The sequence below is a fragment of the Nocardiopsis rhodophaea genome, assembly GCF_039530945.1.
In the GTDB taxonomy this organism is placed as follows: domain Bacteria; phylum Actinomycetota; class Actinomycetes; order Streptosporangiales; family Streptosporangiaceae; genus Nocardiopsis_C; species Nocardiopsis_C rhodophaea.
In genome coordinates this window covers 123,979-146,251 of the sequence record NZ_BAAAPC010000013.1, presented here as the reverse complement: position 1 = coordinate 146,251, position 22,273 = coordinate 123,979, and the positions used below count along the sequence as shown (strand labels likewise).

At 71.6% G+C, this 22,273-nt stretch carries 17 protein-coding genes; 12 read left to right on the top strand and 5 right to left on the bottom strand.

Going from position 1 to position 22,273, the window contains the following annotated elements; translation table 11 throughout:
- Nucleotides 1-118: 118 nt before the first annotated feature.
- Both ABD259_RS15905 and ABD259_RS15900 read left to right on the top strand, forming a co-directional pair.
- On the top strand, nt 119-637 hold the full coding sequence (locus tag ABD259_RS15905) for a subtilase-type protease inhibitor (protein ID WP_344104818.1): 519 nt from the start codon (nt 119-121) through the stop codon (nt 635-637).
- A gap of 51 nt (nt 638-688) precedes the next feature.
- Nucleotides 689-1,507 (top strand): TrmH family RNA methyltransferase, encoded by an 819-nt coding sequence (locus ABD259_RS15900; RefSeq protein ID WP_344104816.1) that lies wholly within the window; start codon nt 689-691, stop codon nt 1,505-1,507.
- 93 nt (nt 1,508-1,600) lie between these two features.
- On the opposite strand, the gene ABD259_RS15895 is transcribed toward ABD259_RS15900, so the two are convergent.
- Nucleotides 1,601-2,191: a PadR family transcriptional regulator gene (locus ABD259_RS15895; protein WP_344104814.1), complete on the bottom strand. Its 591-nt coding sequence runs from the start codon at nt 2,189-2,191 to the stop codon at nt 1,601-1,603.
- Between the two features lie 217 nt (nt 2,192-2,408).
- Between ABD259_RS15895 and ABD259_RS15890 the strand changes: the two genes are divergently transcribed.
- From ABD259_RS15890 to ABD259_RS15880, 3 genes are all read left to right on the top strand, one after another.
- Nucleotides 2,409-3,314: a 2-hydroxyacid dehydrogenase gene (locus tag ABD259_RS15890; RefSeq protein WP_344104812.1), complete on the top strand. Its 906-nt coding sequence runs from the start codon at nt 2,409-2,411 to the stop codon at nt 3,312-3,314.
- A 38-nt stretch (nt 3,315-3,352) separates the two neighbouring features.
- Complete coding sequence (locus ABD259_RS15885; RefSeq protein WP_344104810.1) at nt 3,353-5,053, top strand: bifunctional 3'-5' exonuclease/DNA polymerase; 1,701 nt, start codon at nt 3,353-3,355, stop codon at nt 5,051-5,053.
- Between the two features lie 178 nt (nt 5,054-5,231).
- On the top strand, nt 5,232-6,428 hold the full coding sequence (locus tag ABD259_RS15880; protein ID WP_412759413.1) for a C40 family peptidase: 1,197 nt from the start codon (nt 5,232-5,234) through the stop codon (nt 6,426-6,428).
- Nucleotides 6,429-6,862: 434 nt separating this feature from the next.
- On the opposite strand, the gene ABD259_RS15875 is transcribed toward ABD259_RS15880, so the two are convergent.
- The gene (locus ABD259_RS15875; protein ID WP_344104806.1) at nt 6,863-7,588 is read right to left on the bottom strand and encodes an IclR family transcriptional regulator; all 726 of its coding nucleotides are present in this window, start codon (nt 7,586-7,588) and stop codon (nt 6,863-6,865) included.
- Nucleotides 7,589-7,705: 117 nt separating this feature from the next.
- Nucleotides 7,706-9,586, bottom strand: coding sequence for a gamma-glutamyltransferase family protein (locus tag ABD259_RS15870; protein WP_344104804.1), 1,881 nt, complete (start codon nt 9,584-9,586; stop codon nt 7,706-7,708).
- A gap of 378 nt (nt 9,587-9,964) precedes the next feature.
- Between ABD259_RS15870 and ABD259_RS15865 the strand changes: the two genes are divergently transcribed.
- The 5 genes from ABD259_RS15865 (at nt 9,965) to fahA (ending at nt 16,503) form a co-directional block, all read left to right on the top strand.
- Nucleotides 9,965-10,924, top strand: a complete 960-nt coding sequence (locus tag ABD259_RS15865; RefSeq protein WP_344104802.1) for an MBL fold metallo-hydrolase — start codon at nt 9,965-9,967, stop codon at nt 10,922-10,924.
- A gap of 205 nt (nt 10,925-11,129) precedes the next feature.
- Complete coding sequence (locus ABD259_RS15860) at nt 11,130-12,869, top strand: FAD-dependent monooxygenase (RefSeq protein WP_344104801.1); 1,740 nt, start codon at nt 11,130-11,132, stop codon at nt 12,867-12,869.
- A 53-nt stretch (nt 12,870-12,922) separates the two neighbouring features.
- Complete coding sequence (locus tag ABD259_RS15855; RefSeq protein ID WP_344104798.1) at nt 12,923-14,092, top strand: homogentisate 1,2-dioxygenase; 1,170 nt, start codon at nt 12,923-12,925, stop codon at nt 14,090-14,092.
- Entirely contained in the window at nt 14,089-15,021 is a 933-nt protein-coding gene (locus ABD259_RS15850) for a hypothetical protein (RefSeq protein ID WP_344104796.1), read from the top strand. Before ABD259_RS15855 ends, ABD259_RS15850 begins: the two co-directional genes overlap by 4 nt.
- Before the next feature lie 285 nt (nt 15,022-15,306).
- Nucleotides 15,307-16,503 carry a fumarylacetoacetase gene (gene fahA / locus ABD259_RS15845; RefSeq protein ID WP_344104794.1) on the top strand — a complete coding sequence of 399 codons (1,197 nt, stop codon included), beginning with the start codon at nt 15,307-15,309 and terminating at the stop codon, nt 16,501-16,503.
- A 77-nt stretch (nt 16,504-16,580) separates the two neighbouring features.
- On the opposite strand, the gene ABD259_RS15840 is transcribed toward fahA, so the two are convergent.
- A complete protein-coding gene (locus ABD259_RS15840) occupies nt 16,581-17,870 on the bottom strand; it encodes a hypothetical protein (protein WP_344104792.1) in 1,290 nt (429 codons plus the stop codon).
- A gap of 264 nt (nt 17,871-18,134) precedes the next feature.
- Here ABD259_RS15840 and ABD259_RS15835 point away from each other — a divergent pair, with 264 nt between their 5' ends.
- Nucleotides 18,135-19,058, top strand: a complete 924-nt coding sequence (locus tag ABD259_RS15835; RefSeq protein ID WP_344104789.1) for a glycerophosphodiester phosphodiesterase — start codon at nt 18,135-18,137, stop codon at nt 19,056-19,058.
- A gap of 104 nt (nt 19,059-19,162) precedes the next feature.
- Nucleotides 19,163-20,425, top strand: coding sequence for a type III PLP-dependent enzyme domain-containing protein (locus ABD259_RS15830; protein ID WP_344104787.1), 1,263 nt, complete (start codon nt 19,163-19,165; stop codon nt 20,423-20,425).
- Nucleotides 20,426-20,488: 63 nt separating this feature from the next.
- Here ABD259_RS15830 and ABD259_RS15825 read toward each other — a convergent pair whose 3' ends face one another.
- Nucleotides 20,489-22,060: a beta-N-acetylhexosaminidase gene (locus ABD259_RS15825; protein WP_344104784.1), complete on the bottom strand. Its 1,572-nt coding sequence runs from the start codon at nt 22,058-22,060 to the stop codon at nt 20,489-20,491.
- Nucleotides 22,061-22,273 lie beyond the last annotated feature (213 nt).

The following is a 22,273-nucleotide window of genomic DNA, read 5'->3' as shown; positions in this document are numbered from 1 at the left end:
ACCGTGGCGGCATCCCCGCAGTGGCCGGTGCTCGGGGGGTAGCGCGGAGGTAAAGGTCATCTGGGGCGTTGCGTCGATACGGCCCAAATCAACGTTACGACTGCATAGAGTGGCGGCCATGTCCAAGCTGAACCCCCACCGTCGATCCCCCCGGACGGCGGGCACCGCACTCCTGGCGTCGCTGTGCTGCGCCGGAGCGTTCGGCTACCTCCTCGTCGTGGGTACTTCCCTCGTGCCCGTGGTGCCGGCGACCGCGGTGGAGTCCGAGGTCAGCACCGTGAGTGAGCTCGCGGACGTTCCCGCGGGCCCGGTCGGCCGACTCCAGGTCCACGTCACCGACCGCACCCAGGCCTACGTGCAGAACCTCACATGCGAGGGCAACCCCGCCACCGACCCCGCCGCCTGCGCGGAGATCGCCAAGCTGACGGTCGACCCCGACGCCAAGGACAGCGAGAGCAACCCGTTCGCCGAGGTCGCCGACGACGCGGTGTGCAGGGAAAAGGAGTACGGCCCGCAGGAGGCCACCATCACCGGCGTGTGGGACGGCGTGGAGATCGATACCACCGTCAAGCGCACCGACTCCTGCGAAGAGGCCCGCTGGGAGCGGCTGCGCCCGCTCACCGACCCGCTCGGCTAGCCGCGCTCGCGGAAAGCCCGACCACCTCCGGTTGGGCCGATACTGGGGGTCATGAGCGTCATCGAGGTTCCCGACCCGTCGGACGAGCGGCTGGCCGACTACGTCCGGCTGCGCGACGTCAACCTGCGCAAGAGCCTGGAGGCCGAGCACGGCCTGTTTATGGCCGAGGGGGAGAAGGTCATCCGGCGGGCGCTGCGCGCGGGGTTCGAACCCCGCTCGATGCTGCTCACCGAACGCCGCCGCAACGCCCTCGACGACGTGCGGGAGTCCGTCGACGCCCCGCTCTACATCGTCTCCGAGGACGTCGCCGCGTCACTGGTCGGCTTCGACCTGCACCGCGGCGCCCTGGCGTCCTTCCGCCGCCGCCCGCTGCCCGCTGTCGATGACGTCCTGCGCGGGGCCCGCCGGGTCGTCGTCCTGGAGGACATCGTCGACCACACGAACGTCGGCGCCATCTTCCGCAGCGCCTCCGGGCTGGGCATCGACGCCATCCTGCTGGCCCCGCGCTGCGCCGACCCGCTTTACCGGCGCTCGGTCAAGGTGTCGATGGGGGCGGTGTTCACCCAGCCCTACACGCGGCTCGACGACTGGTACGGCGGACTCCAGACGGTGCGCGAACGGGGTTTCGGGCTGCTGGCGCTGACCCCCGGCGCGGGATCACTGCCGCTGGCCGACGCGCTCGACCGCGCCGGGCGGGACCGGCCGATCGCCCTGCTGCTGGGAACCGAGGGGGACGGGCTGTCCTCGCACTGGCTCGACCAGGCCGACGTCGGCGTGCGCATCCCGATGGCCGGGCGCGACGTCGACTCCTTCAACGTCACCGCCGCGGCGGCGATCGCCTGCTACGAGCTGGTGCGCACCGCGTCCTAAGCATCCGCCCGTTGATCTCGGCGATATCGACTGAATAACCGGCGGCGATATTCGGTCGATATCGCCGAGATCAACGGGGGAAGGGGCGTGGGGTCAGCCATGGTCCAGGTCGTCGAGCTCGGTGAGCATCTGGTCGGCGATATCGCGCTCAGCCGCGTAGCGGCGCTCGGCCCAGCGCATCACGATGTCGGCGTAGCGGTGGCGAACGTAGGGGCTCTCGGCCTCCTCGCGCGAACGCGAGGCCGAGGCCCGCATCTCCTCGCTTCGGTCGCGGTGCTCCCGCACGATCTCGCGGAGCCGCGCCGGGTCGCTGTGCTCGCCGAGCCAGACCCGCAGCAGCGCCCCGTTGCGGCAGGTGGCGGCCTCGACGGGGGAGGAGCGGATCCAGCCGGAGAGCGCGGAACGCCCGATCGGGGTGATCACGTACCTGCGCCGCGACCGGTGGTCGGCGCCGCCGCCGGTCCCGACCGGACGCACGAACCCGTGCGTCTCCAGGCGCTTGAGCTCGGTGTAGATCTGGCTCATCGCCGGAACGCTGTGGAAGTATCCGAGGATGTTTCCGGCCCACTGGCGCAGCTGGTAGCCGGACAGCCCGTGGCCGAAGGAGAGCAGACCCAGGATGGCCCACGAATTCACGGGCAGATCAGGAGGGTCGGACCGGGGTGAACCGGAATCGGCGATCATGCCACCGCTCCCTGGGGGTCGGCGTCGGTGGAAATGCCGCTCACTGTAATCGGCGGCGTCCGACCGGACCCCCGTTTCCGGATGTCCGAATCTCGGCGCGGGTGGGGTGCCGGGGCGGACGGCCACGTCGGACGGGCTTCAGCAGTGGGCGGGCGCCGCCCGGCGCGATCTAGGGTGGTGCGCGATAGCAATGGCATGAGGGGATCAGGGGAAAAGCATGGCCGATCGTGTGCTGGTGCCGTGGGAGGAGAACCTGCGCAACCTGCCGGAGGGGGTCCGCGGCAGCGTGTACGACGGGGCCGGCGAGCCCGCCGGCGACCTGTCCGACGTCGTCTTCTACGTCGTGCCCTACGGGCGCACCCAGCGCGTCGACCTGATCGGGCGGATGCCGCGGCTGCGCGTCGTCCAGCTGCTCACCGCCGGATACGAGCACGCGCTGGACGTGCTGCCCGGCGGGGTGACGCTGTCCAACGGGCGCGGACTGCACGACGCGAGCACGGCCGAGCATGCCCTCGCCCTCATGCTCGCCGCCCAGCGCGAACTGCCGCGCTGGTGCGCCGACCAGCACGCGCACACCTGGCAGCCGCACTACACGCGGTCGCTGGCCGGATCGCGGGTCCTCATCCTCGGCTACGGCAGCATCGGCGCGGCCATCGAGGAGCGGCTGCGGCCCAACGAGTGCGAGGTCATCCGCGTGGCTCGCAGCGCGCGCCCCGAACAGGACGTCTACGGCGCGGACGATCTGCACCGGCTGCTGCCGGCGGCCGACATCGTGGTCCTGGTCGCCCCGCACACCCCCGAGACCGAGGGGATCATCGGCGCCGCCGAGCTCGCGCTGCTCGCCGACGACGCGCTCGTGGTCAACGTGGGCCGCGGCCCGCTGCTCGATACCTCCGCCTTGCTCGCGGAGAAGGGCCGGATCCGCGCGGCTCTGGACGTCACCGACCCCGAGCCGCTGCCCGCCGACCACCCGCTGTGGGACGCGCCCGGCGTGGCCATCACCCCGCACGTGGCGGGGGGATCGGCGACCTTCTACCCGCGCGCCCGCCGCTTCGTCGACGCCCAGGTGCGCCGCTGGGCCTCGGGTGAGCCGCTGCGGAACGTGGTCCCCACCCGGCCCTGAGACTGGGAAATGTCGTCCGGCCCCGCCACACTGGGGCCATGCGCATAGCGGTGGTTTCGGACGGGCACGGTGGCGGACGGCTGCGCGAGATCGCCTCCACCGACGCCGCGGCGGGAAGCCTGTGGCGGGTCGGGCACCTCGCCGGGGCGATCGCCGACTACGAGGAGCACACCGGCGGTACGGCGCGCTGGGTCTGGGCATCGACCGAGGAGCTGTACCCGGCGCTCATGGACCACTCGCTGCGGGTCTCCCGCTGCCACGACGTCGCGCTGGTGGAATCCCTGCTCCTCGCCTACCACGGCCGCTGCGGCGAGCCCCGCTCGCTGGGGGCCGCGTGGGCGCGGCTGCACGGGCGCGAGGTCCCGCCCGATCCGGTGCAGCGTCCCGGCGAGGGGGCCGAACCCCCGCCCGCCCTGTTCGAACCCGACTTGTGCACCGTCCCGCCCGAGGTCGACCGGCTCACCGCGCTTATCGAGGTCCACGCCGACCAGCAGCGCCGCATCGCCGAACTCCCCCACCCGTCCCGCTTCGCGCTGCTGTGCGCTGTCGAGTCGGCCGGTGCCCTCGCGGCGGTCGAGATGGCGCGCGCGGGTGTGCCCTGGCGGGCCGACGTCCACGACACTATCCTCACCGAACAGCTCGGCCGCCGACCCGCCGGCGTGGGGCGTCCCCCGGTGCTGGCCGACCTCGCCACGCGGATCTCGGGGGAGTTCGGCCGCGAGGTGAACCCCGACTCCCCGGCACAGCTGGTCAAGGCGTTCGCGGGTATCGGGCGCCCGGTGGAGTCGACGCGCTCGTGGGCGCTTGAACGCGTCGATCACCCCGTCGTCCCGTTGCTGCTGCGCTACAAGGAACTGGCCCGGCTGCACTCGGCCAACGGCTGGGCGTGGCTGGAGCAGTGGGTGCGGCACGGCCGGTTCCGTCCCGACTACATCGTCGGCGGCGTGGTCTCGGGGCGCTGGGCCACCCGCGGCGGTGGTGCGTTGCAGATCCCCAAGGTGGTGCGCCGGGCGGTGGTCGCCGACCCCGACTGGACGCTGATCAGCGCCGACGCCGGGCAACTGGAGCCGCGCGTCCTCGCCGCCGTCTCGGGCGACACGGCGCTGGCGTCCGCGGCCGGGGCCGATGATCTCTACGCACCGCTGGCCGACGTGTTCGGCGGGGACCGGGACCGGGCCAAGGTCGCGATGCTCTCCGCGATGTACGGGCAGACCAGCGGCGACGCCGCCCCGCTGCTGCGCACCATGCGCCGCGCCTACCCGCGCGCGATGGAGTACGTCGACGACGCGGCGCGGGCGGGCGAGGAGGGGATGTTGGTCCGTTCCTGGCTCGGCCGCACCTGCCCGCCGCCGTCGGCGATGTGGCGGCGCATCGTGTTCGGCGGTGAAACGGCCGGCGCCGACGCGGGGCGGGAGCGGCCGGACGGCGACCGCCAGGCGAGGTCGCGGGGGCGGTTCACCCGCAACTTCGTGATCCAGGCGACCGCGGCGGAGTGGGCGCTGGTGTTCATGGCGGCGGTGCGCCGCAGGCTCACCGAGCTCGACACTTCCTACGGCGTCCCGCAGATGGTCTTCTTCCAGCACGACGAACTGGTGCTGCACGTCCCCCTGGCGATCGCCGAGAGCGCCGTCGAGCAGGTGCGGGAGGCGGCCGAGGAGGCCCGCACACTGCTGTTCGGCGCCACGCCGGTGATATTCCCGCTGGATATCGCGGTTGTGAAGTGCTACGCGGACGCCTGAGAGGTCGCGGAGCGGCTACCTGGCATAGGTCACACCCCGAAGGGGAATGAGAGAGGCGTTGTATGTCAATAGTTCACCGAGTTGCGGTTGTAGTGGGAAACTGTCACCCTTCATCCTTTTGCGGCATACTTTTACCTCTGCACACTCGATCACCAAGGGCGCTGGAAAGAGGTCGACGGTGGGTCATCGGTTGAAATCGTGCGTGGGAGCCACGGCCGCCTTCGCGGTCGCGTTCACCGCTTTCGGCGCTCCCGCATGGGCGGCCCCCGAACCCCAGGTCCGCAACCGTCCGCCGCTCGACGCCCAGCGGGGCCAAGCGGCCGCTCCCACCGCGGCGGCCACCGGAACCGAGCGCACGCGGGACGGCGCGCCCGAGGTGGCCGACACCGCGGCGCTCGACGAGGACGTCGAGGTCGCCCCCTTCGACAAGGCGCGTTCCCGCGAGTATTTCGCGGTGGCCCCGAAGGCGTTGTCCAAGAAGACCATCGCCGAGGTCGCCGACCTCGACGGCGTCAAGAGCGTCGAGGTGGTCGACGCGGCGCGGGTCAACGTCGACGGCGAGAGCACCGCGGTGCTCGGCGTCGACCCCTCGGAATTCCGCAACTACGCGCCCAAGCCTTCGGCTGAGTCCGACGAGATCTGGCAGGGCATCGCCGAGGGCCGCGTCGCGCTCTCCGACGACGCCGGCAAGCAGCGCGGGCTGGACGTCGGCAGCGAGGTCGACATCGCCGGGGCCAAGGGCGAGGTGACCCGCGAGGTCTGGACGCACGCCACCTCCGGCGTGGCCGGGATCGACGCCATCGTCTCCCGCGCGACCGCCGAGGAACTCGGCTTCCCCGAGGGCAACGGGCTGATCATCTCCGCGCCCGAGGCCGACCTGTGGGAGCTCAAGGACGACCTGGAGAAGACGCTGGGCGAGGACGCCTCGCTGCAGCTGCTCGCCGAGAACCCCGAGCCGCGGCCGTCGGACGCCGCGGGCCGTGCGGTCGGCGGCTCCACTATCGAGCGCGTGATCAGCGACGCCGAGTCCATGGTCGGCGTGCCCTACGTCTGGGGAGGTGAGTCCCTGGCGGAGGGCGGGTTCGACTGCTCCGGCCTACTGCAGTGGGCGTTCGCGCGCAATGGTGTCGCCATCCCGCGCGTCACGCACGACCAGTGGTACGCCGGGGAGCGCCTGGAGTACAAGGACGCCCAGCGCGGCGACCTCATCTTCTGGCGCAACGACCCCACCGCCCCCGACTACATCTCGCACGTGGCCATCTATCTGGGCGACGGCAAGATGCTGGAGGCCCCGCGCACCGGGCTGAACGTGCGGGTCACCGATGTCCGGATGAAGAACATGGCCGGCGTGGTGCGCGTGCACGTCCAGGACTGACCTCACCGCGCCCGCGAGGCGGCGGGCCGAAACCGTAACAGCGCCGGTCCCCCATCGATGGGGGACCGGCGCCGTTGTGTGCGTGGAGTGGCATCGGGTCGGTCCGGATCGTGGCCGGATCCGGCCACGGTGGAATCGACCCGCTGCGAAGGGTGAAGGGGCGGTGCCGCGCCGGCACCGCCCCTTCGCTCCTGGCCGAAGATGCCGTCCGGGAGGGGGAGGGTCGGCCTCGGCAAGGAGGGGGAAGCAGGGCAGTCACTGAGGGAGGGGGAGCCAGCGAAACGGCCCTGCGTGAAGGTATTCGGATATCGGACGATCGGCTCCCAAATAGAGCCGAATCGGCCTACCGGACTAGGAAAGCAGCGACCGACCGATTTGGCAAGAGCGTAACCCGTCCCCGTTCTCGCTCGGAAAGGACGGCGAATCTTTCCGCCCTACGGCACATCGGCCATGATCTCCTTGGCCGCCGAACGCACCCGTTCTCCGAGCTCCTGGCGACCCCGCTCATCCGGGCACGCCGATTCGAGGTAGATCACCGCGACCGAGGCGACGTCCGTCGCGGTGGAGATCGGTGCGGCCACCGCCGACATCCCCGGCAGCACCTCGCTACGCGAGTACGCCCACCCGCGCTCGCGCACCTGCCCGACCTCGGCGCGCTCGTCCTCGCGCGGCGGCAGCGCCGCCAGTACGGCCAGCCCCGGGGCGCCGCGGTCCAGCGGGTGGCGCATGCCCGGCGCGTAGGCGATGTGCGCGACCGACTGCCGAGGCTCCACGTTGGCGAGCGTGATGGCCTCGTCCCCGCTCGGCACCACCAGGAACGCCGTCATCCCGGTGGCGTCGGCCAGCGAGGACAGGACGGGCAGCGCCGCCGATTGCAGGCCCCGCGACACCCCGCGGGCCAGAGCGGGCAGGCCGAGGCCGAGCTCGTAGGTCCCGTCGCGGGTGCGGCTGACCAGCCGGTGGTCCTCCAGGGTGCGCAGGATGCGGTAGATGATGGAGCGGTGCACCTCCAAAGCACGCGCCAGCTCGGAGATACTCATCGGGCCGGGCGCCTCGTGGAGCACCTCCAGCGCGCGGATGCCGCGGTCGAGCGTCTGGGAGCGCGTTCCCGGAGCGTCCGCCCGCTTCCCGCTGTCGGCCGCGGTCCCGCTTTCCGTCATCCAGACTCCTCTTCGCCGGTTCCGTGTGGTCGCGCCGGCCGGTCGGGGCACCGGTCCGCCCGCCTGAAGATGTGCCCCATAGTGGCATAACGCACCCGCGAGCCGCCGTTGGGCAGCTCAGCGCCCCGCCGCGTAGCCCTGGTTGCCGCGCGGGTTGGCGGCGGCGCGCAGCACCCCGGTGGCGGGATCGCGGGCGACGGCGGCCAACCGCCCCAGTGACCAGGGGGACGACACGACGACGCGGTGGCCCCGGGCGCGCAGTTCGTCGATGACCCGTTGCCCGGCCCTGGACTCCACGACCAGCTCCCCGGGGGCCATCTCCCGCGGGTGGAAGGAGGAGGGGAAGGAGTTGCCGTGGAACATCGGAGCGTCGATCGCCTCCTGCAGGTTCATCCCGCCGTGCAGCAGGCGCAGATAGAAGGTGAACGACCACTGGTCCTGCTGGTCGCCGCCGGGCGTGCCGAACGCCAGTACCGGCTCTCCGCCTCGCGTGACCAGGGTGGGGGAGAGCGTGGTGCGGGGCCGCTTGCGCGGCGCGACGACCCCGGGCGAGCGGGGGTCCAGCCAGAACATCTGGCCGCGGGTGCCGAGCGGGAACCCGAGGCGGGCGATGACGGGGGACCCCGCGAGCCAGCCGCCGCTCGGTGTCGCCGCGACCATGTTGCCGTGGCGGTCCACGACGTCCAGGTGGCAGGTGTCGCCGCGCTGGTCGGTCGAGGCGCGCGGACCCGGTCGGCGCTCCAGGTCGTCGAGGGCCGCGGCTGACGCGTCCGCGATGGTGGTCACCCGCCCGTTCACCTCCTCTCCTAGGGGTTCTCCGGTGCGGTGGGCGGTGGGTTCCGCTCCGGGGCCATCGAATCTGGCCGCGGTGGCTATGCGCGGTGCGGGGACGAAGGGCGTGCGCCCTCCGGGGGATCCGGGCCGCAGCTCGACGGATGCCTCGGCACCGACCAGCGCGGCCCGCCGTTCGGCGTAGGCGGTACCGAGCAGGTCGTCGAGCGGGACGTCGGCCCAGGCGGGGTCGGTGTACCAGGCCTCGCGGTCGGCGAAGGCGAGCTTTCCGGCCTCGGTGACGGCGTGCGCGAACTCGGCGCCGAGCACGTCCATGGCGCCGGTGCCCAGAGCCTCGGCGAGCCGGAGCTGCTGGAGGAACACCGGGCCCTGCCCCCACGGTCCGGTCTTGTGCACGGTGTGGCCGGCGTAGTCGGTAGTGACCGGGTCCTCGTAGGTGGCGCGCCAGGCGGCCAGGTCGTCGCCGTCGAGCAGGGCGCGGTGGCGGGTGCCGGTCGGGTCCGGCACGGCATCGGCCAAGGCGGAGACGATCTCCTCGGCGACGAACCCCTCCCGCCAGATCCGGCGGGCGGAGTCGATGCGCCCCTCACGTGTGCGCGCGGCGCGCTCGGACTCCTCCGCGACGCGCTGGTAGGTGGCGGCGAGGACGGGGTTGGCGAGGAACGATCCGGCGCGGGGTGCCCGGCCGTCGCGGAGGTAGAGCGCGGCCGACCCGGGCCACCAGCGGGCGAACACCTCGCGGACCTCGTCGATCTTGGCGGCGATCTGGGGCAGGACCGGGTAGCCGCGGCTGGCGTAGCCGATGGCGTAGGTGAGCACGTCGCGCGGGCCGAGCGTGCCGTGGTCGCGAAGCAGCAGCATCCACGCGTCGAAGGCCCCGGGAACGCAGGCCGGGAGTACCCCGCTACCGGGGATCCGGTCGAGGCCGTCGAACGCCGCGGGTGTTGCGGCGGCCGGTGCCGGGCCCTGGCCGCACAGCACCGTGGGGGCGCCGCCCGCCGGGTGGAACAGGATCGGGACTTCGCCGCCGGGGCCGTTGAGGTGCGGCTCGACCACCTGGAGGGTGAAGCCCGCTGCCACGGCGGCGTCGAAGGCGTTGCCACCGCGTTCCAGCACCGACATCCCGGTCGCGCTGGCCAGCCAGTGGGTGGAGGACACCATGCCGAAGTCGCCGCGGAGTTCGGGCCGGGTGGTGAAGTCGGGCATGCGATCGCCTTCCGTGTGCCGTGGCCGCCGGAGGGGCGTGGTGTGTCTCGACGGCTCGGGTGCGTTGCGTCCCGGTCTCTCGCGCCGACGTGTGACGTGGTGCGGCAAGGCTACCCGTCCGAATTCCAGGGAGGAATGGTGATTGAGGTTGAGAGTTCATGCATTCACTTTTCTGTCGTGATTGTGGAGGTCCGGGCGGGAGAGCACCTGGGAATGCCATCGGAAAAACGCGAAGGTTCTCGGGAGAGCTTCGCCTTCGCGGATGCGGGCGGGTAGGAAAACCTCAGTCCGCCCTCTTGTCGGTGGTGCGGGTCACACGTACGCTGACTCTAAATAGGAACACAAAGTTCGATAATCGATCACAAGGAGTGCGGTCGCATGGCCAAGCCGTTCGCGAGCTCCGCGGACCTGGAGGAGAAGCAGCAGACCCTGGAGGTCCTCGCCGACGGCGTCTACGCGCTCACGGCGGAGGGCGACCCCAACGTCGGCGCCATCGAGGGAGAGGACTTCCTCGTCTGCTTCGAGGCGCTGGCGACCCCCGTCGCCGCCCGCGCCTGGCTCACGAAGCTCCGCGAGCACACCGACAAGCCCATCCGCTACCTGGTGCTCTCGCACTACCACGCGGTCCGGGTGCTCGGCGCGAGCGCGTTCGACGCCGATGTCATCGTCGCGCACGAGAACACCCGCGCCCTCATCGCCGAGCGCGGCGAGCAGGACTGGGCCAGCGAGTACGGCCGGATGCCCCGCCTGTTCGCCGAACCCGACTCCATCCCCGGCCTCACCTGGCCCACCGCGACCTTCACCGACCGCTTCACCATCGACCTCGGCGGCGACCGCGGCGACCTGGTGCTGCAGTACTGCGGGCGCGGCCACACCGAGGGCGACATCGTCGCCTGGCTGCCCAAGCACAAGATCCTGTTCACCGGCGACCTCGTCGAGGCCCAGGCCGCCCTCTACACCGGCGACGCCTTCCACCACGACTGGGCGACCGGAACGCTCGACCGCGTGGCCGCCTTCGGCGCCGAAGCCCTGATCGGCGGGCGCGGGGCCGTGGCCAGGGGCGCCGACGCGTGCGCGGCCGCCGTCGATCAGACGCGCGGGTTCCTCGACACCATGCGCGAGCAGGTCGGCGCGGTCCACAAGCGCGGCGGCACCCTCAAGGAGGCCTTCGAGGCCGCCCACACCGCGCTCGCCCCGAAGTTCGGCGCGTGGCCGATCTTCGAGCATTGCCTCCCCTTCGACGTCGCGCGACTGTGGGAGGAGTACGAGGGCGTGGAGCGGCCCACCATCTGGACCGCGGAGCGCGACCGCGAGGTGTGGGCGCGACTGCAGGACTGACGCGGGGAAAGGAACCAGACAGCGACAGCCACAACCCGCCCCCACGACGACCAAGCCCCGCGGCCGGTTGGCGGACCGGCCGCGGGGAAGGCGCCGGCGGGAACACGCGGCTCCGACCGGGCGGATGGCGGTCCGACCCGGGGTAGGAGAAGAAGCGGGACCCCGTAGGCGCGGCACTCCTCAGTCGGATCAACCAGGAGCAACCATGACGCCCATTGTCCCGTCTCCGGCGGCGCCGGATGACGGCCCCCCGCACCAACCCGCCACCGGCGACCGCAGGGGAGCCCGGAGCGCGTCCAAGGGCGCGGTCCCACCGGTGCTCATCGCCGGGGCCGGCCCCGTGGGGCTGTGCGCCGCACTGACCCTCGCCCGCTTCGGCGTCCCCTCACTGGTGCTGGAGGCCGAGGCGGAGCGCGACGACGACTATTTTCGCAGGGCCGGATCCAAAGCCATCTGCTTCCAGCGCGACGTCCTGGACGCCTTCGACCGGGTAGGCGCCGCCGCCCCCCTGCTCGACGAGGGCGTCACCTGGACCACCGCGCGTACCTACTACCGGCACCACGAGGTGCGCACGGTGACCTTCCCCGCCATGAGCGGCGAGGTCCACCTGCCGCCGTGGATCAACATCTCCCAGGCCCGCGTCGAGCAGGAGCTGCTGCGGCGCGCCGACGCCGAACCGCTGATCGACATCCGTTACCGGCACCGGGTCACCGGCGTGCGCCAGGACGCCGACGGCGTCACCGCCACCGCCGACACCCCCTCCGGTCCCTTCACCGCGCGCGGCTCCCACCTGATCGGCGCGGACGGCCCCCACAGCACCGTCCGGCACCTGCTCGGCGTCGGCTTCCCCGGCGAGTCCTTCGCCGACCGGTTCCTCATCTGCGACATCCGCGCCGACCTGCCCTTCCCCAACGAGCGCCGGTTCTTCTTCGACCCCGAGTGGAACCCCGGCCGCCAGGTCCTGGTCCACCAGTGCCCCGACTCCACCTGGCGCATCGACTGGCAGGTCCCCGACAGCTACGACATCGAGGACGAACGCGCCAGCGGGGCCCTGGACACCCGCATCCGCAAGATCGTCGGCGACCAGCCCTACGAGATCGTGTGGTCGTCGGTGTACCGGTTCCACGAGCGCTGCGCGGAGTCGTTCCGCGAGGGCCGGGTGTTCCTCGCCGGAGACGCCGCCCACCTGTACGCTCCGTTCGGCGCGCGCGGGCTCAACAGCGGCGTGCACGACGCGGAGAACCTCGGCTGGAAGCTGGCCTACGCCCGCACCGCCGCACCCGAGGCCGCCGAGACACTGCTCCGCAGCTACCACGCGGAGCGCTGGGCCGCCGCACAGGAGAACCTGCGCGTCACCGGCGACACGATGCGCTTCCTGGTGCCCCACGGCGAAGCCGACACCCGGCGCCGCCGCGAGACCCTGGAGCGCGCCGTCACCGATCGCGCCGCCCGCGCCCGCATCGACTCCGGCAAGCTCGCCGAGCCGTTCTGGTACCCGGCGTCACCGCTGACCACCCCGCCCGCCATCGAGGAACCCATCCCGACCGAGGCCGGGCAGCCGCGTCCCCCCGTCCCGGGCGTGATCTGCCCCGACGGTCCCGCCCGGGTCCCGGGCCGGACGGCCGTCACCCGCCTGCGCCGACTCCTCGGCCCCGGATTCACGCTGATCACCGCCCGCGCGGACCGCGCCCGCGCCCTGGCCGACGCCGCCGCCGAGCTTCCGGTGGAGGTGACCGCCCACGCCCTGGAGGACATCGACATCGACGGCGCGCTCGCCGCGTCCCTGCGGTGTACCGCGGGGACGGTGCACGTGGTCCGGCCCGATGCCCACTTGTGTGCCGTCCTCGATACCGACGCCTCCGACCACGCCGAGGCCGCGGACGGGGTGCTCGCCGCCGTCCGCCGCGCCTGCGGCGAGGAATCGCCCGCTCTCATCCAGCCGTGACCACGTCCCCGCGCCGGGACCGGCGCGGACACCGACAAGGAAAGGAACTCACGATGCCGTACTACCGCGCGGTCGGTGAGGTTCCCCGCAAGCGCCACACCGTCTTCCGCACGCCCGACGGGGGCATCTACTACGAGGAACTGATGGGCGAGGAGGGGTTCTCCTCCGACTCCTCCCTGCTGTACCACCGTTTCCTGCCCACTGCCATCGTCGCGTCCGAACCTGTGGACGTCCCGGCCGACATGGGGGACACGACGCCGAACATGCCGCTGGCGCCGCGACACTTCCGCACCCAGGACCTCAAGACCGGAGGTGACCTGGTCGAGGGGCGGCGGCTGCTCGCCGGAAACAGCGACGTGCGCCTCAGCTTCGCGCGCACCGACGCCCCCAGCGGGCTCTACCGCAACTCCGTGGGTGACGAGACCGTCTACGTGCAGTCCGGTTCGGTGCGCTTCGAGTCCACCTACGGTGTGATCGAGGCCGGGGAGGGCGACTACGTCACCGTCCCGACCGGGACGATTCACCGCTGGGTGCCCGACGGCACCGTCACCGCCCTGGTGATCGAGGCCTCCGGACACATCCGTCCCCCCAAGCGCTACCTGTCCAACTACGGGCAGTTCCTGGAGCACGCGCCCTACTGCGAACGCGACCTGCGTGGCCCGGACGGGCCCACGGTGGTCGACGGACCCGAGGCCCAGGCCGCCACCCCCGTCCTCGTGCGCACGCGGGGCGGGCTGACCCGGATGACCTTCGCCCACCACCCGTTCGACGTCGTCGGATGGGACGGTTACCTGTACCCGTACGCCTTCAACATCCGCGACTTCGAACCGATCGTGAAGAAGACGCACGCGCCGCCGCCCGTCCACCAGACCTTCGAGGGCCCCAACTTCGTGGTGTGCTCGTTCTGCCCGCGCCCGCTGGACTTCCACGACGACGCCGTGCCCATCCCCTACAACCACCACAACGTCGACAGCGACGAGTTCATGTACTACGTCGCCGGAGACTACGCGGCGCGCAAGGGTTCGGGCATCGACATCGGCTCCATCTCACTGCACCCGGCCGGGTTCACCCACGGGCCGCAGCCCGGCGCCGTCGAGGCGGCCATCGGCGCGCGCGAGACCAGCGAGATGGCGGTCATGGTCGACACCTTCCGGCCGCTCGACATCGGCCCGGCCGGACGGGAGGCCGAGGACCCCGGCTACGCCTGGACGTGGGCGCGGTGACGACGGGCCCGACGGGGACGACGGAGACGGCGGCGCAGACCCTGCTGCGCGGGCTGGTCGACGACGCCGGCCTGTTCCCTCCCACGGCCCTGCCCATGGCGCAGGCCGTCGAGCGGCACCGCTCCGACCGGATCGTCGCCCACCCCATGCTGACCCACCGCTTTCTGTGCCCGGCCCACCGCTGGGACGAACTGCGCCAGCGGCTCACCGACATCGGGTGGCCGGGAGGCCGCGGGCGACCGGCCGGGGGCGGGGACGCGGACACCGCCGAGCACGGCGAGCGGATGGACGTCGGGCTCATCCTCGCGCCCGAGGCGGGTGTGGCCGGGAGGCTGCCCGACCCCGATCCGCGGATCCGGGTCACGCACTGCGAGATCCCGGCGGACGCCGCCGATATCCGCGGGGCGGCTGATCTGCTGCGGCGTGGGGAGATCGGCGGCCGGGTCCGCACGGTCTACTTCGAGCCGAAGCGCGGCCCCGGCTGGCTGGACGCCGTGGCCGTTCTCGCCGGGGCGCGCCCGCTGGGGGCCAAGGTCCGCTGCGGCGGGGTGCGCGCGGACCTGTTCCCGAGCATCCCCGAGCTCGACGACTTCATCGCCGCCTGCCGCGACAACGACGTACCGTTCAAGGCGACGGCCGGACTGCACCACGCCGCCCGGTACACCGACCCGAAGACGAGGTTCACCCACCACGGGTACCTCAACCTTCTCCTGGCCGCCGCCGTCGCGGCCGACGGCGGCGGCAGCGCGGAGGTGCGGTCCGTCCTCGCCGAACGGGACGCGGAAGCGCTGGCCCAGGGCATCATCCGGCTGGACCCGACCGCCGCCGCGCGGGCCCGGGAGCTGTTCGTCGGGTACGGCTCGTGCAGCACCGGCGACCCCGTGCGCGACGCCGGACGGCTGGGCCTGCTGGGCTCCTGGGAAATATGAGCCGGCCGAGTGCCTCGGCGCGCCGCGGCACCGAAACAAGGAGCAACGTGAAAACCTCCCCCGGCTGAAGCGGGGGCGATCCCGCGCCAGGCCGGTCGGGAGTTCGGTGAAAGGGCCGAGCCCGGCCCGGTCATCACCGGCCGGGGTGGAACTGGCCCGGCCGACACCAACGGCAAGGAGGTCGCGCGTGCCTCATCCTCGCGACGCGCTCTTTAGGTTCTATCGGTCACGAGGGCGATCCTGCGCCCCCATGGCGAACAACCGTCCCTTCTCGGAGGTCCTGAGGTGACGACAACGTGGGTACCCGGAGCTGACGCGTCCGGGTTCGGAGCCGACAACCTGCCCTACGGGGTGTTCTCGCGCGGCGGGGCCGCACCGCGGGTCGGCGTGCGGGTGGGCGAGTATGTCCTCGATCTCGCCGGGCTCCTCGGCGAACCGGAGTTCTTCGCCTCCTCTCTGAACCCGTTCATGGCGCGCGGCCCGGTGACGTGGCTGGCGGTCCGCACCAAGCTGTGCGGGATGCTCGGCTCGGAGGACGGGCGCCAGGCGGCCGAGCCGCACCTGATCCCGCTCTCCGAGGTCGAGCTGCGGATGCCCTTCGAGGTCGCCGACTACGTCGACTTCTACTGCTCGATCGAGCACGCGTCCAACGTGGGCCGGATCTTCCGGCCCGACGACGCGCCCCTCAAGCCCAACTGGAAGCACCTGCCGGTGGGCTACCACGGGCGATCGGGGACGGTGGTGCCGTCTGGGACGGGCATCGTCCGGCCCACGGGGCAGCGACGCGAGCCCGGAGGCGAGGCGCCGGTGTTCGCTCCCAGCGCGCGCCTGGACATCGAGGCGGAGCTGGGCTTCGTCGTGGGGGCGGGAACCCCGATGGGCCGCAGTGTGCCGGTTGGCGACTTCGCCGAGCACGTCTTCGGCGTGGTGCTGGTCAACGACTGGAGCGCGCGGGACATCCAGGCCTGGGAGTACGTCCCGCTCGGCCCGTTCCTCGGCAAGTCGTTCGCCACGTCGGTCTCGCCGTGGGTGGTGCCGCTGGACGCCCTGGGAGCGGCCCGCTTCGCCGGGCGCGAGCAGGATCCGGAGCCGCTGCCCTACCTCAAGCGCACCGCCGACTGGGGGCTCGACCTCGCGCTCCAGGTGGAACTGAACGGGGAGGTCGTCTCCCGGCCGCCGTACGCGGCGATGTACTGGACCCCCGACCAGATGCTGGCGCACATGACGTGCAACGGCGCGTCCCTGCGCACCGGCGACCTCTACGCCTCGGGAACCATCTCGGGCGAGGAGTCCGGCCAGCGGGGCTCACTGTTGGAACTGACCTGGGGCGGCAAGGAGCCGCTGACACTGTCGGACGGGTCCACCCGCGCCTTCCTTGAGGACGGGGACACGGTCACGATCTCGGCGACCGCGACGGGGATGGGCGGCGGGTCCATCTGCCTGGGCGAGGTCACCGGAACGGTGCGGCCCGCCAGCCACTAGCCGGGAAAGCACGGGACGTGACGGAAAAAAAGGGGGACCGCCTGTGCGGATCCCCCATGGCCGTCTCTGCGCGACGTTCAGTTCTTTCCGCCGATCGTCAGTTTCGGCACGATCCACGGAAAGCCGTTGGCCGTACTCAACTGGAGGTTGCGCGGGCTCGGCTTGTCGAACGTGGTGACTGTGGTGATCTCGGTCGTGGTGATTTCGGTCATTTCGGACCCGTCCGAATCTCCCATGTCATCGAGGTCGGCGAGGATCTCTTCGACGAGGGCCCAGATGGCCTCGATGAGTTCGTCGAGGGAGTCCGGTTCGGGGGCCGACCGCTCGGCGTTGAGCCGTTCGGCGCAGTCGGTGACCGCTCGGGAGCGCTCGGTCCTGTTGGCGTTGCGCCAGATCTTGGCGAAGGTCGCCCGGTCGACCTTGCCGATCTTGGTGGCGTCGACGTCCTTCGCGTCGAGTAGATCCCGGGCGAGGCAGGCCGTGACCCTCTCGGCGGTGATGCCGGGTGGCAGGGCCGGGGCGCTGCTCTCCTGGTCGTCGGGCAGGGGCATTCCGGGCTTGGCCACCGGTGTGTCGCCGCCGGACGCGGTCTGGCCCTCGTCCTCGGGGGCCGCGCCGTCGGCGGAACCGTTCCCAGGATCCCCAACCGCGGGGCTGTCCGGGGCGCCGTGAGACGGTGAGGCTTCGGGCGTCTCGGCGTCCGGCTGCTGCTCACCCGCCCCCGGCGATGCGGGCGGCTGGGTGTGCTTGGGCTGGTCGACCGTGTCGGGGTGCTGCTTGTGCAGGTCGGTTAGGTTTATCAGCGCGTTCTGCACCGATTCGGGGACTGAGAACTTCTGCTTGCGCACGCCGGCGCCGAGCTTGGTCAGCTCTTCGCGGTTCCACAGGTCCGGGCGCAGGTAGGTCGCCACGGCCACACCGGGTTCCTCGACCCAGAAGAGGTTGCCGGTCTCCTCCGACAGATAGGCGGCGCGCCCGTCGTTGTCGATCGTCTCCAGCGTGTCGTCGTTCAGGTGGCGATACCTGGATCTGCGCAGGTCGTCGAGGGTCTTGAGGGAGTCGTTGCGGATGACGCCGACGTGGCCGTAGACCGCGTCGGCGTCCTGGATCCAGGAGATGAAGGAGACGCGTTCCGTGGGTTTGGTCGAGGTCTGCGCGCGGATCCCGTACCGCTTCAGCCCTGGCGGCAGGTAGGTGATCTCGAACCCGTCGAGCGCGTAGTGCGAGCCCGTCTGCTCGAAGACCCGCGGGTCCGGCTGCGGCGTTTCGGCGGCGAGCGCCACGGCTCCTCCCAGGACGCCGAAAGCGGTCAGGGAGGTGGTTGTGGCACCTGCGAGCGCGATCCACCTCTTGTGGTGCTTGCGCATGCTTCGACCTCTCGTTTGACTACATAGTGTCCTAACTGGGAAACACTGTGTTTGTGAACATGTAACCACTATCAAAAGTCGCACATCGCGTGTCCAAATGCTCACAATGAGTGGTTCGTGTCGCGGGTTTACCACCTAGATACCGATACACCCGGGGGTGTTCCTGGCGACGGCACCAGGGGCTCGCCTGCCCGACACCTGTCGGCAACCAGGCGCGAACAGTCTGGAGGCGGTCAGTGAACCGGTACTTGCGAAGGGAATGGCATGCTCCGACGGCTCGGAATCGTCAGCGTCGCCACGATGCTGGCGCTGGCCACGGGCGGTGGCACCGCTGCCGCGCTCACCGACCCCGATCCCTCGACCCGGGAAAGAGCACAGCGCAGGGTGCTCGACGTCGCCCACCGGGGAGCGTCCGCCTACGCCCCGGAAAACACCCTCGCCGCCATTGATGTGGCCGCCGATCTCGGCGCCACGGCGGTCGAGATCGACGTCCAGCGCAGCAAGGACGGCCACCTCGTGGTCATCCACGACACCACCCTGAGCCGTACGACCGACGTGGAGAAGCGCTTTCCGGGGCGTGCGCCCTACAACGTCCGCGACTTCACTCTGAGCGAGATCAAGCGGCTCGACGCCGGTTCCTGGTTCGGCTCACGGTACGCCGGGGCGGAGGTCCCCACCCTGGAGGAGGCGCTGGACCTGCTGGCCTACTACCGGCGCAACCTGCTACTGGAGATCAAGGCGCCGGTGCTCTACCCCGGCATCGAGGACGATATCGCGCGGACCCTGCGGGACAACCCGTACTGGCTGATCCCGACCGGTCGCAAGAGCGCGAACCGGCTGGTCATCCAGAGCTTCGACCGGGACAGCGCCAAGCGGTCGAAGAGGCTGTTGAACCAGGTCCCGCACGGCATCCTCGGCCGGGTCGACGAGGGCGAGATCGACAGGTACCGGTCGTGGGCCGACATGATCAACCCCAACCACACGACGATCGACGCCGCCTACGTGCGCGAAGTGCACGCCGCCGGCATGCACGTGGTGCCCTACACGCTCAACGAGCGCGACGAGATGCGCCGGGCGATCCGGATGGGCGTCGACGGCATCATCTCCGACCGCCCCGATGTCCTGGCCGACGTCATCGGCGGCGAGCGGTCCGCCGAAGAGCGGAAGTCCGCGCCGGTACTGCCCTGACGCGTGAGACGCCTCGCGCCCGACCCCGCGGCGGTTCCCGGAGCCCGTGCGGCGTCCGGGGCCGCCCTACTGCTGGAATAGGGGCGGCAGCACAGGGCACGACGATGGAGTGGGCCGTGGAACACGTTCGGTTGGACATCCCCGAGGAGCGCATCGACTGGCGGGCCAAAGGGTTCTGGTGGCACGGCCCCGCGATCCCCACGGGGGACTTCGCGGCCCGGCGCCCCCACCTGTTCGACGGGTCCTTCACCTGGCCGGTGATGGCGGCGCGGCGATCGGCGCTGGAGGGCAACATCGCGGCCCTCGCCGACTTCGCCCGTGAGCACGGCCTCAGCTTCGCCCCGCACGGCAAGACCACCATGGCGCCCCAGCTCTTCCAGGCGCAGTTCGACGCCGGGGCCTGGGGCCTCACCGCCGCCACCGCCAACCAGGTGCTGGCCTACCGGCGGTTCGGCGTCCCCCGGGTGCTGCTGGCCAACGAACTCCTCGACCCGACCGCGCTCGGATGGATCGTCGCCGAGCTGGACCGCGACCCCGACTTCGACTTCCTCTACTACATCGACCGCTCCAACCCCGGATACCACCGCGCTGCCGAGGCGGTGGCCGGACGCCCGAGCGGGCGCCCGTTGCGCGTGCTCGTGGAACGCGGTTTCCCCGGCGGCCGGACCGGTTGCCGCGAGCGCGCGGAGATGATGGCGGTGGCCAGGACCATCCATGCCACGCCCGGCCTGGAAGTGGCCGGTGTCGCCGCCTACGAGGGCGGACTGGAGACCCGCGAGGACGTCGGAGAGCTGGTGCGCGCCCTGGTCGCCGACGCCTGGCGGATGGGGGAGGAGGGCCTCACCGGTGAGCGGCCCATCGTGTCGGTGGGCGGGAGCGCCTGGTTCGACGTCGTGGCGGAAGAACTGGGCGGCCGCGACGACGTGTGGCCGATCCTGCGCAGCGGCGCCTACGTCGCCCACGACGACGGGCTCTACCGGGACACGACGCCATTCCGCAGAATCGGCGGCGCGGACGGCCCGCTGAGCGCTGCGCTGGAGATCTGGGCGCAGATCTCCTCCGCCCCCGAGGAGGGCCTGGCCATCGCGGCCCTCGGCAAGCGCGAGGCCAACTTCGACGCCGGGCTCCCCGTCCCGAAGGTCGTGCGGCGCGCCGACGGGCGGGAGCAGGACGCCGCGGCGATCGAGGTCACCAAGCTCAACGACCACCACGCCTACCTCCGCCTTCCCGACGGTTTCCGGATCGAGCCCGGCGACCTGGTGATGTTCGGGATCTCCCACCCCTGCACGGCCTTCGACCGCTGGCGTTTCATCCCGGTGGTCGACGACGACCACACCGTGGTCGATGTGCTGACGACGTATTTCTAGATGGTCTCGGGTGGTCCCGCGGTTCGGGACGCCGTGTCGCGGACCTCCGGGCGCCCGCTCGCCTCACCCCCACCCCGGCACGCCGGGACGCTGCTGCCAGGGGTGCGGTCCGTCCAGTGGGCGGTACTCCACGCCGATGGCGTCCAACCGGGCGAGGTGGGCGCGCAGCCGGGGCAGGAACTCCGCGAAGTCGCGCTCGGCGGAGGACCACGCCACCTCCGCGAACGCCGACAGGCGGGGAAATGCCATGAAGTCCACCGTGCGCGGCGAGTCCATGTTCTCGGTCCAGACGTTGACCTGCGCCCCCAGCACGTGCTCGGCCCCGGTGTCGGCCAGCTCCGGGGGCACGGGCTCGGCGGCGTAGACGTCGGCGACGGTCAGCACCGTCCCCACCGGGATCGGCTCGGCGGCGGAGGCCGACTGGCGGTAGTCCAGATAGGAGGTCCGGGTCGGGCACATCACCACGTCGTGGCCGGCCCGCGCCGCCGCGATCCCACCCTCGGTGCCGCGCCAGGACGCCACCGTGGCGCCCGGCGCCAGGCCGCCCTGAAGGATCTCGTCCCAGCCGAGCAGGCGGCGCCCGCGCTCGGCGAAGTAGGCGTCGAACTGGCGGACGAACCAGCTCTGCAGTTCGTTCTCGTCGGCCAGGCCCTCCTCGACGATGCGCAGCTGGGCGGTGGCGCTCGCCTTCCACTGGGCCTTCGGGCACTCGTCGCCGCCGACGCAGATATAGGTGCTCGGGAACAGCTCCATAACCTCGTCGAAGACGGCCCGGTAGAAGTCGAGCACGGTGTCGGTGACGTCGAGGACGGTCTCGTCGATGCCCCATTCGCGTCCGACCTCGACCGGCGCGCCCTCGCCCAGTTCGGGGTAGGCGGCGATGGCGGCCCGCGAGTGGCCGGGGATGTCGATCTCGGGGACGACCGTGATGTGCCGGGCCGCCGCGTAGGCCACGATCTCCCGGATGTCGTCTTGGGTGTAGAAGCCGCCGTGGGGGCGGCCGTCGAAGACGGCCGGCCGCGCGTGGCCGACCTGGCTCTCCCGCCGCCACGCGCCGATCTCGGTCAGCCGTGGGTAGCGCCGGATCTCGATCCGCCACCCCTGGTCGTCGGTGAGGTGCAGGTGCAGCACGTTGATCTTGTGCAGGGCCAGCAGGTCGATGAAGCGCAGCAGGTCGTGCTTGGGCAGGAAGTGCCGGGCGACGTCGAGCATGCAGCCGCGCCAGCCGAACCTCGGCCGGTCGGTGACGCGCACGGCGGGAAGCGTCCAGTCGGCCGATGGCGTTGCGGCGCGGCGGTAGGCCGCCGGCGGCAGTAGCTGGCGCAGTGTCTGCGCGCCGTAGAAGACGCCGGCGGGGTCGTGTCCGACGATCAGCGCACCAGCGCCGTCGATGGTCAGCTGGTAGCCCTCCGCCCCGAGACCCGCCGCGGGGTCCACGCGGAGCCGGATTCCCGCGTCGTCGTCCCCGGGTGGCAGGGGAAGCCCCGTCGCCGCGCCGACCTCGGCGCGCAGCCAGGCCTCCGTGTCCCATAGCTCGGGGGCGGCGCTGATGCGGGTGGCGGTGGTCAGCGTCAAGCCGTCCTCCTGGCCCGCGGTGAGTTCGACGGGCTGTGGCACGAGCGCGATGTCGGGCACGCGGGGGCTCCCATTCGGTCACGTTCAGGGGGGTGCCATCGTGCCACGCCGCGGCCGAAATGGAACAGGGACTTTCGGTCGGAGCGGACCGCCCCCGCTCCGTCATCCCGGCGGTGGCCGGGTGAGAGGGGACGCTGATCCACTCCGGGCGCATCGTGGTGCCGCCTGTGACCTGCCATTCGTTCGAGCGCGGCGGGGCGAGCACGGAGAGGC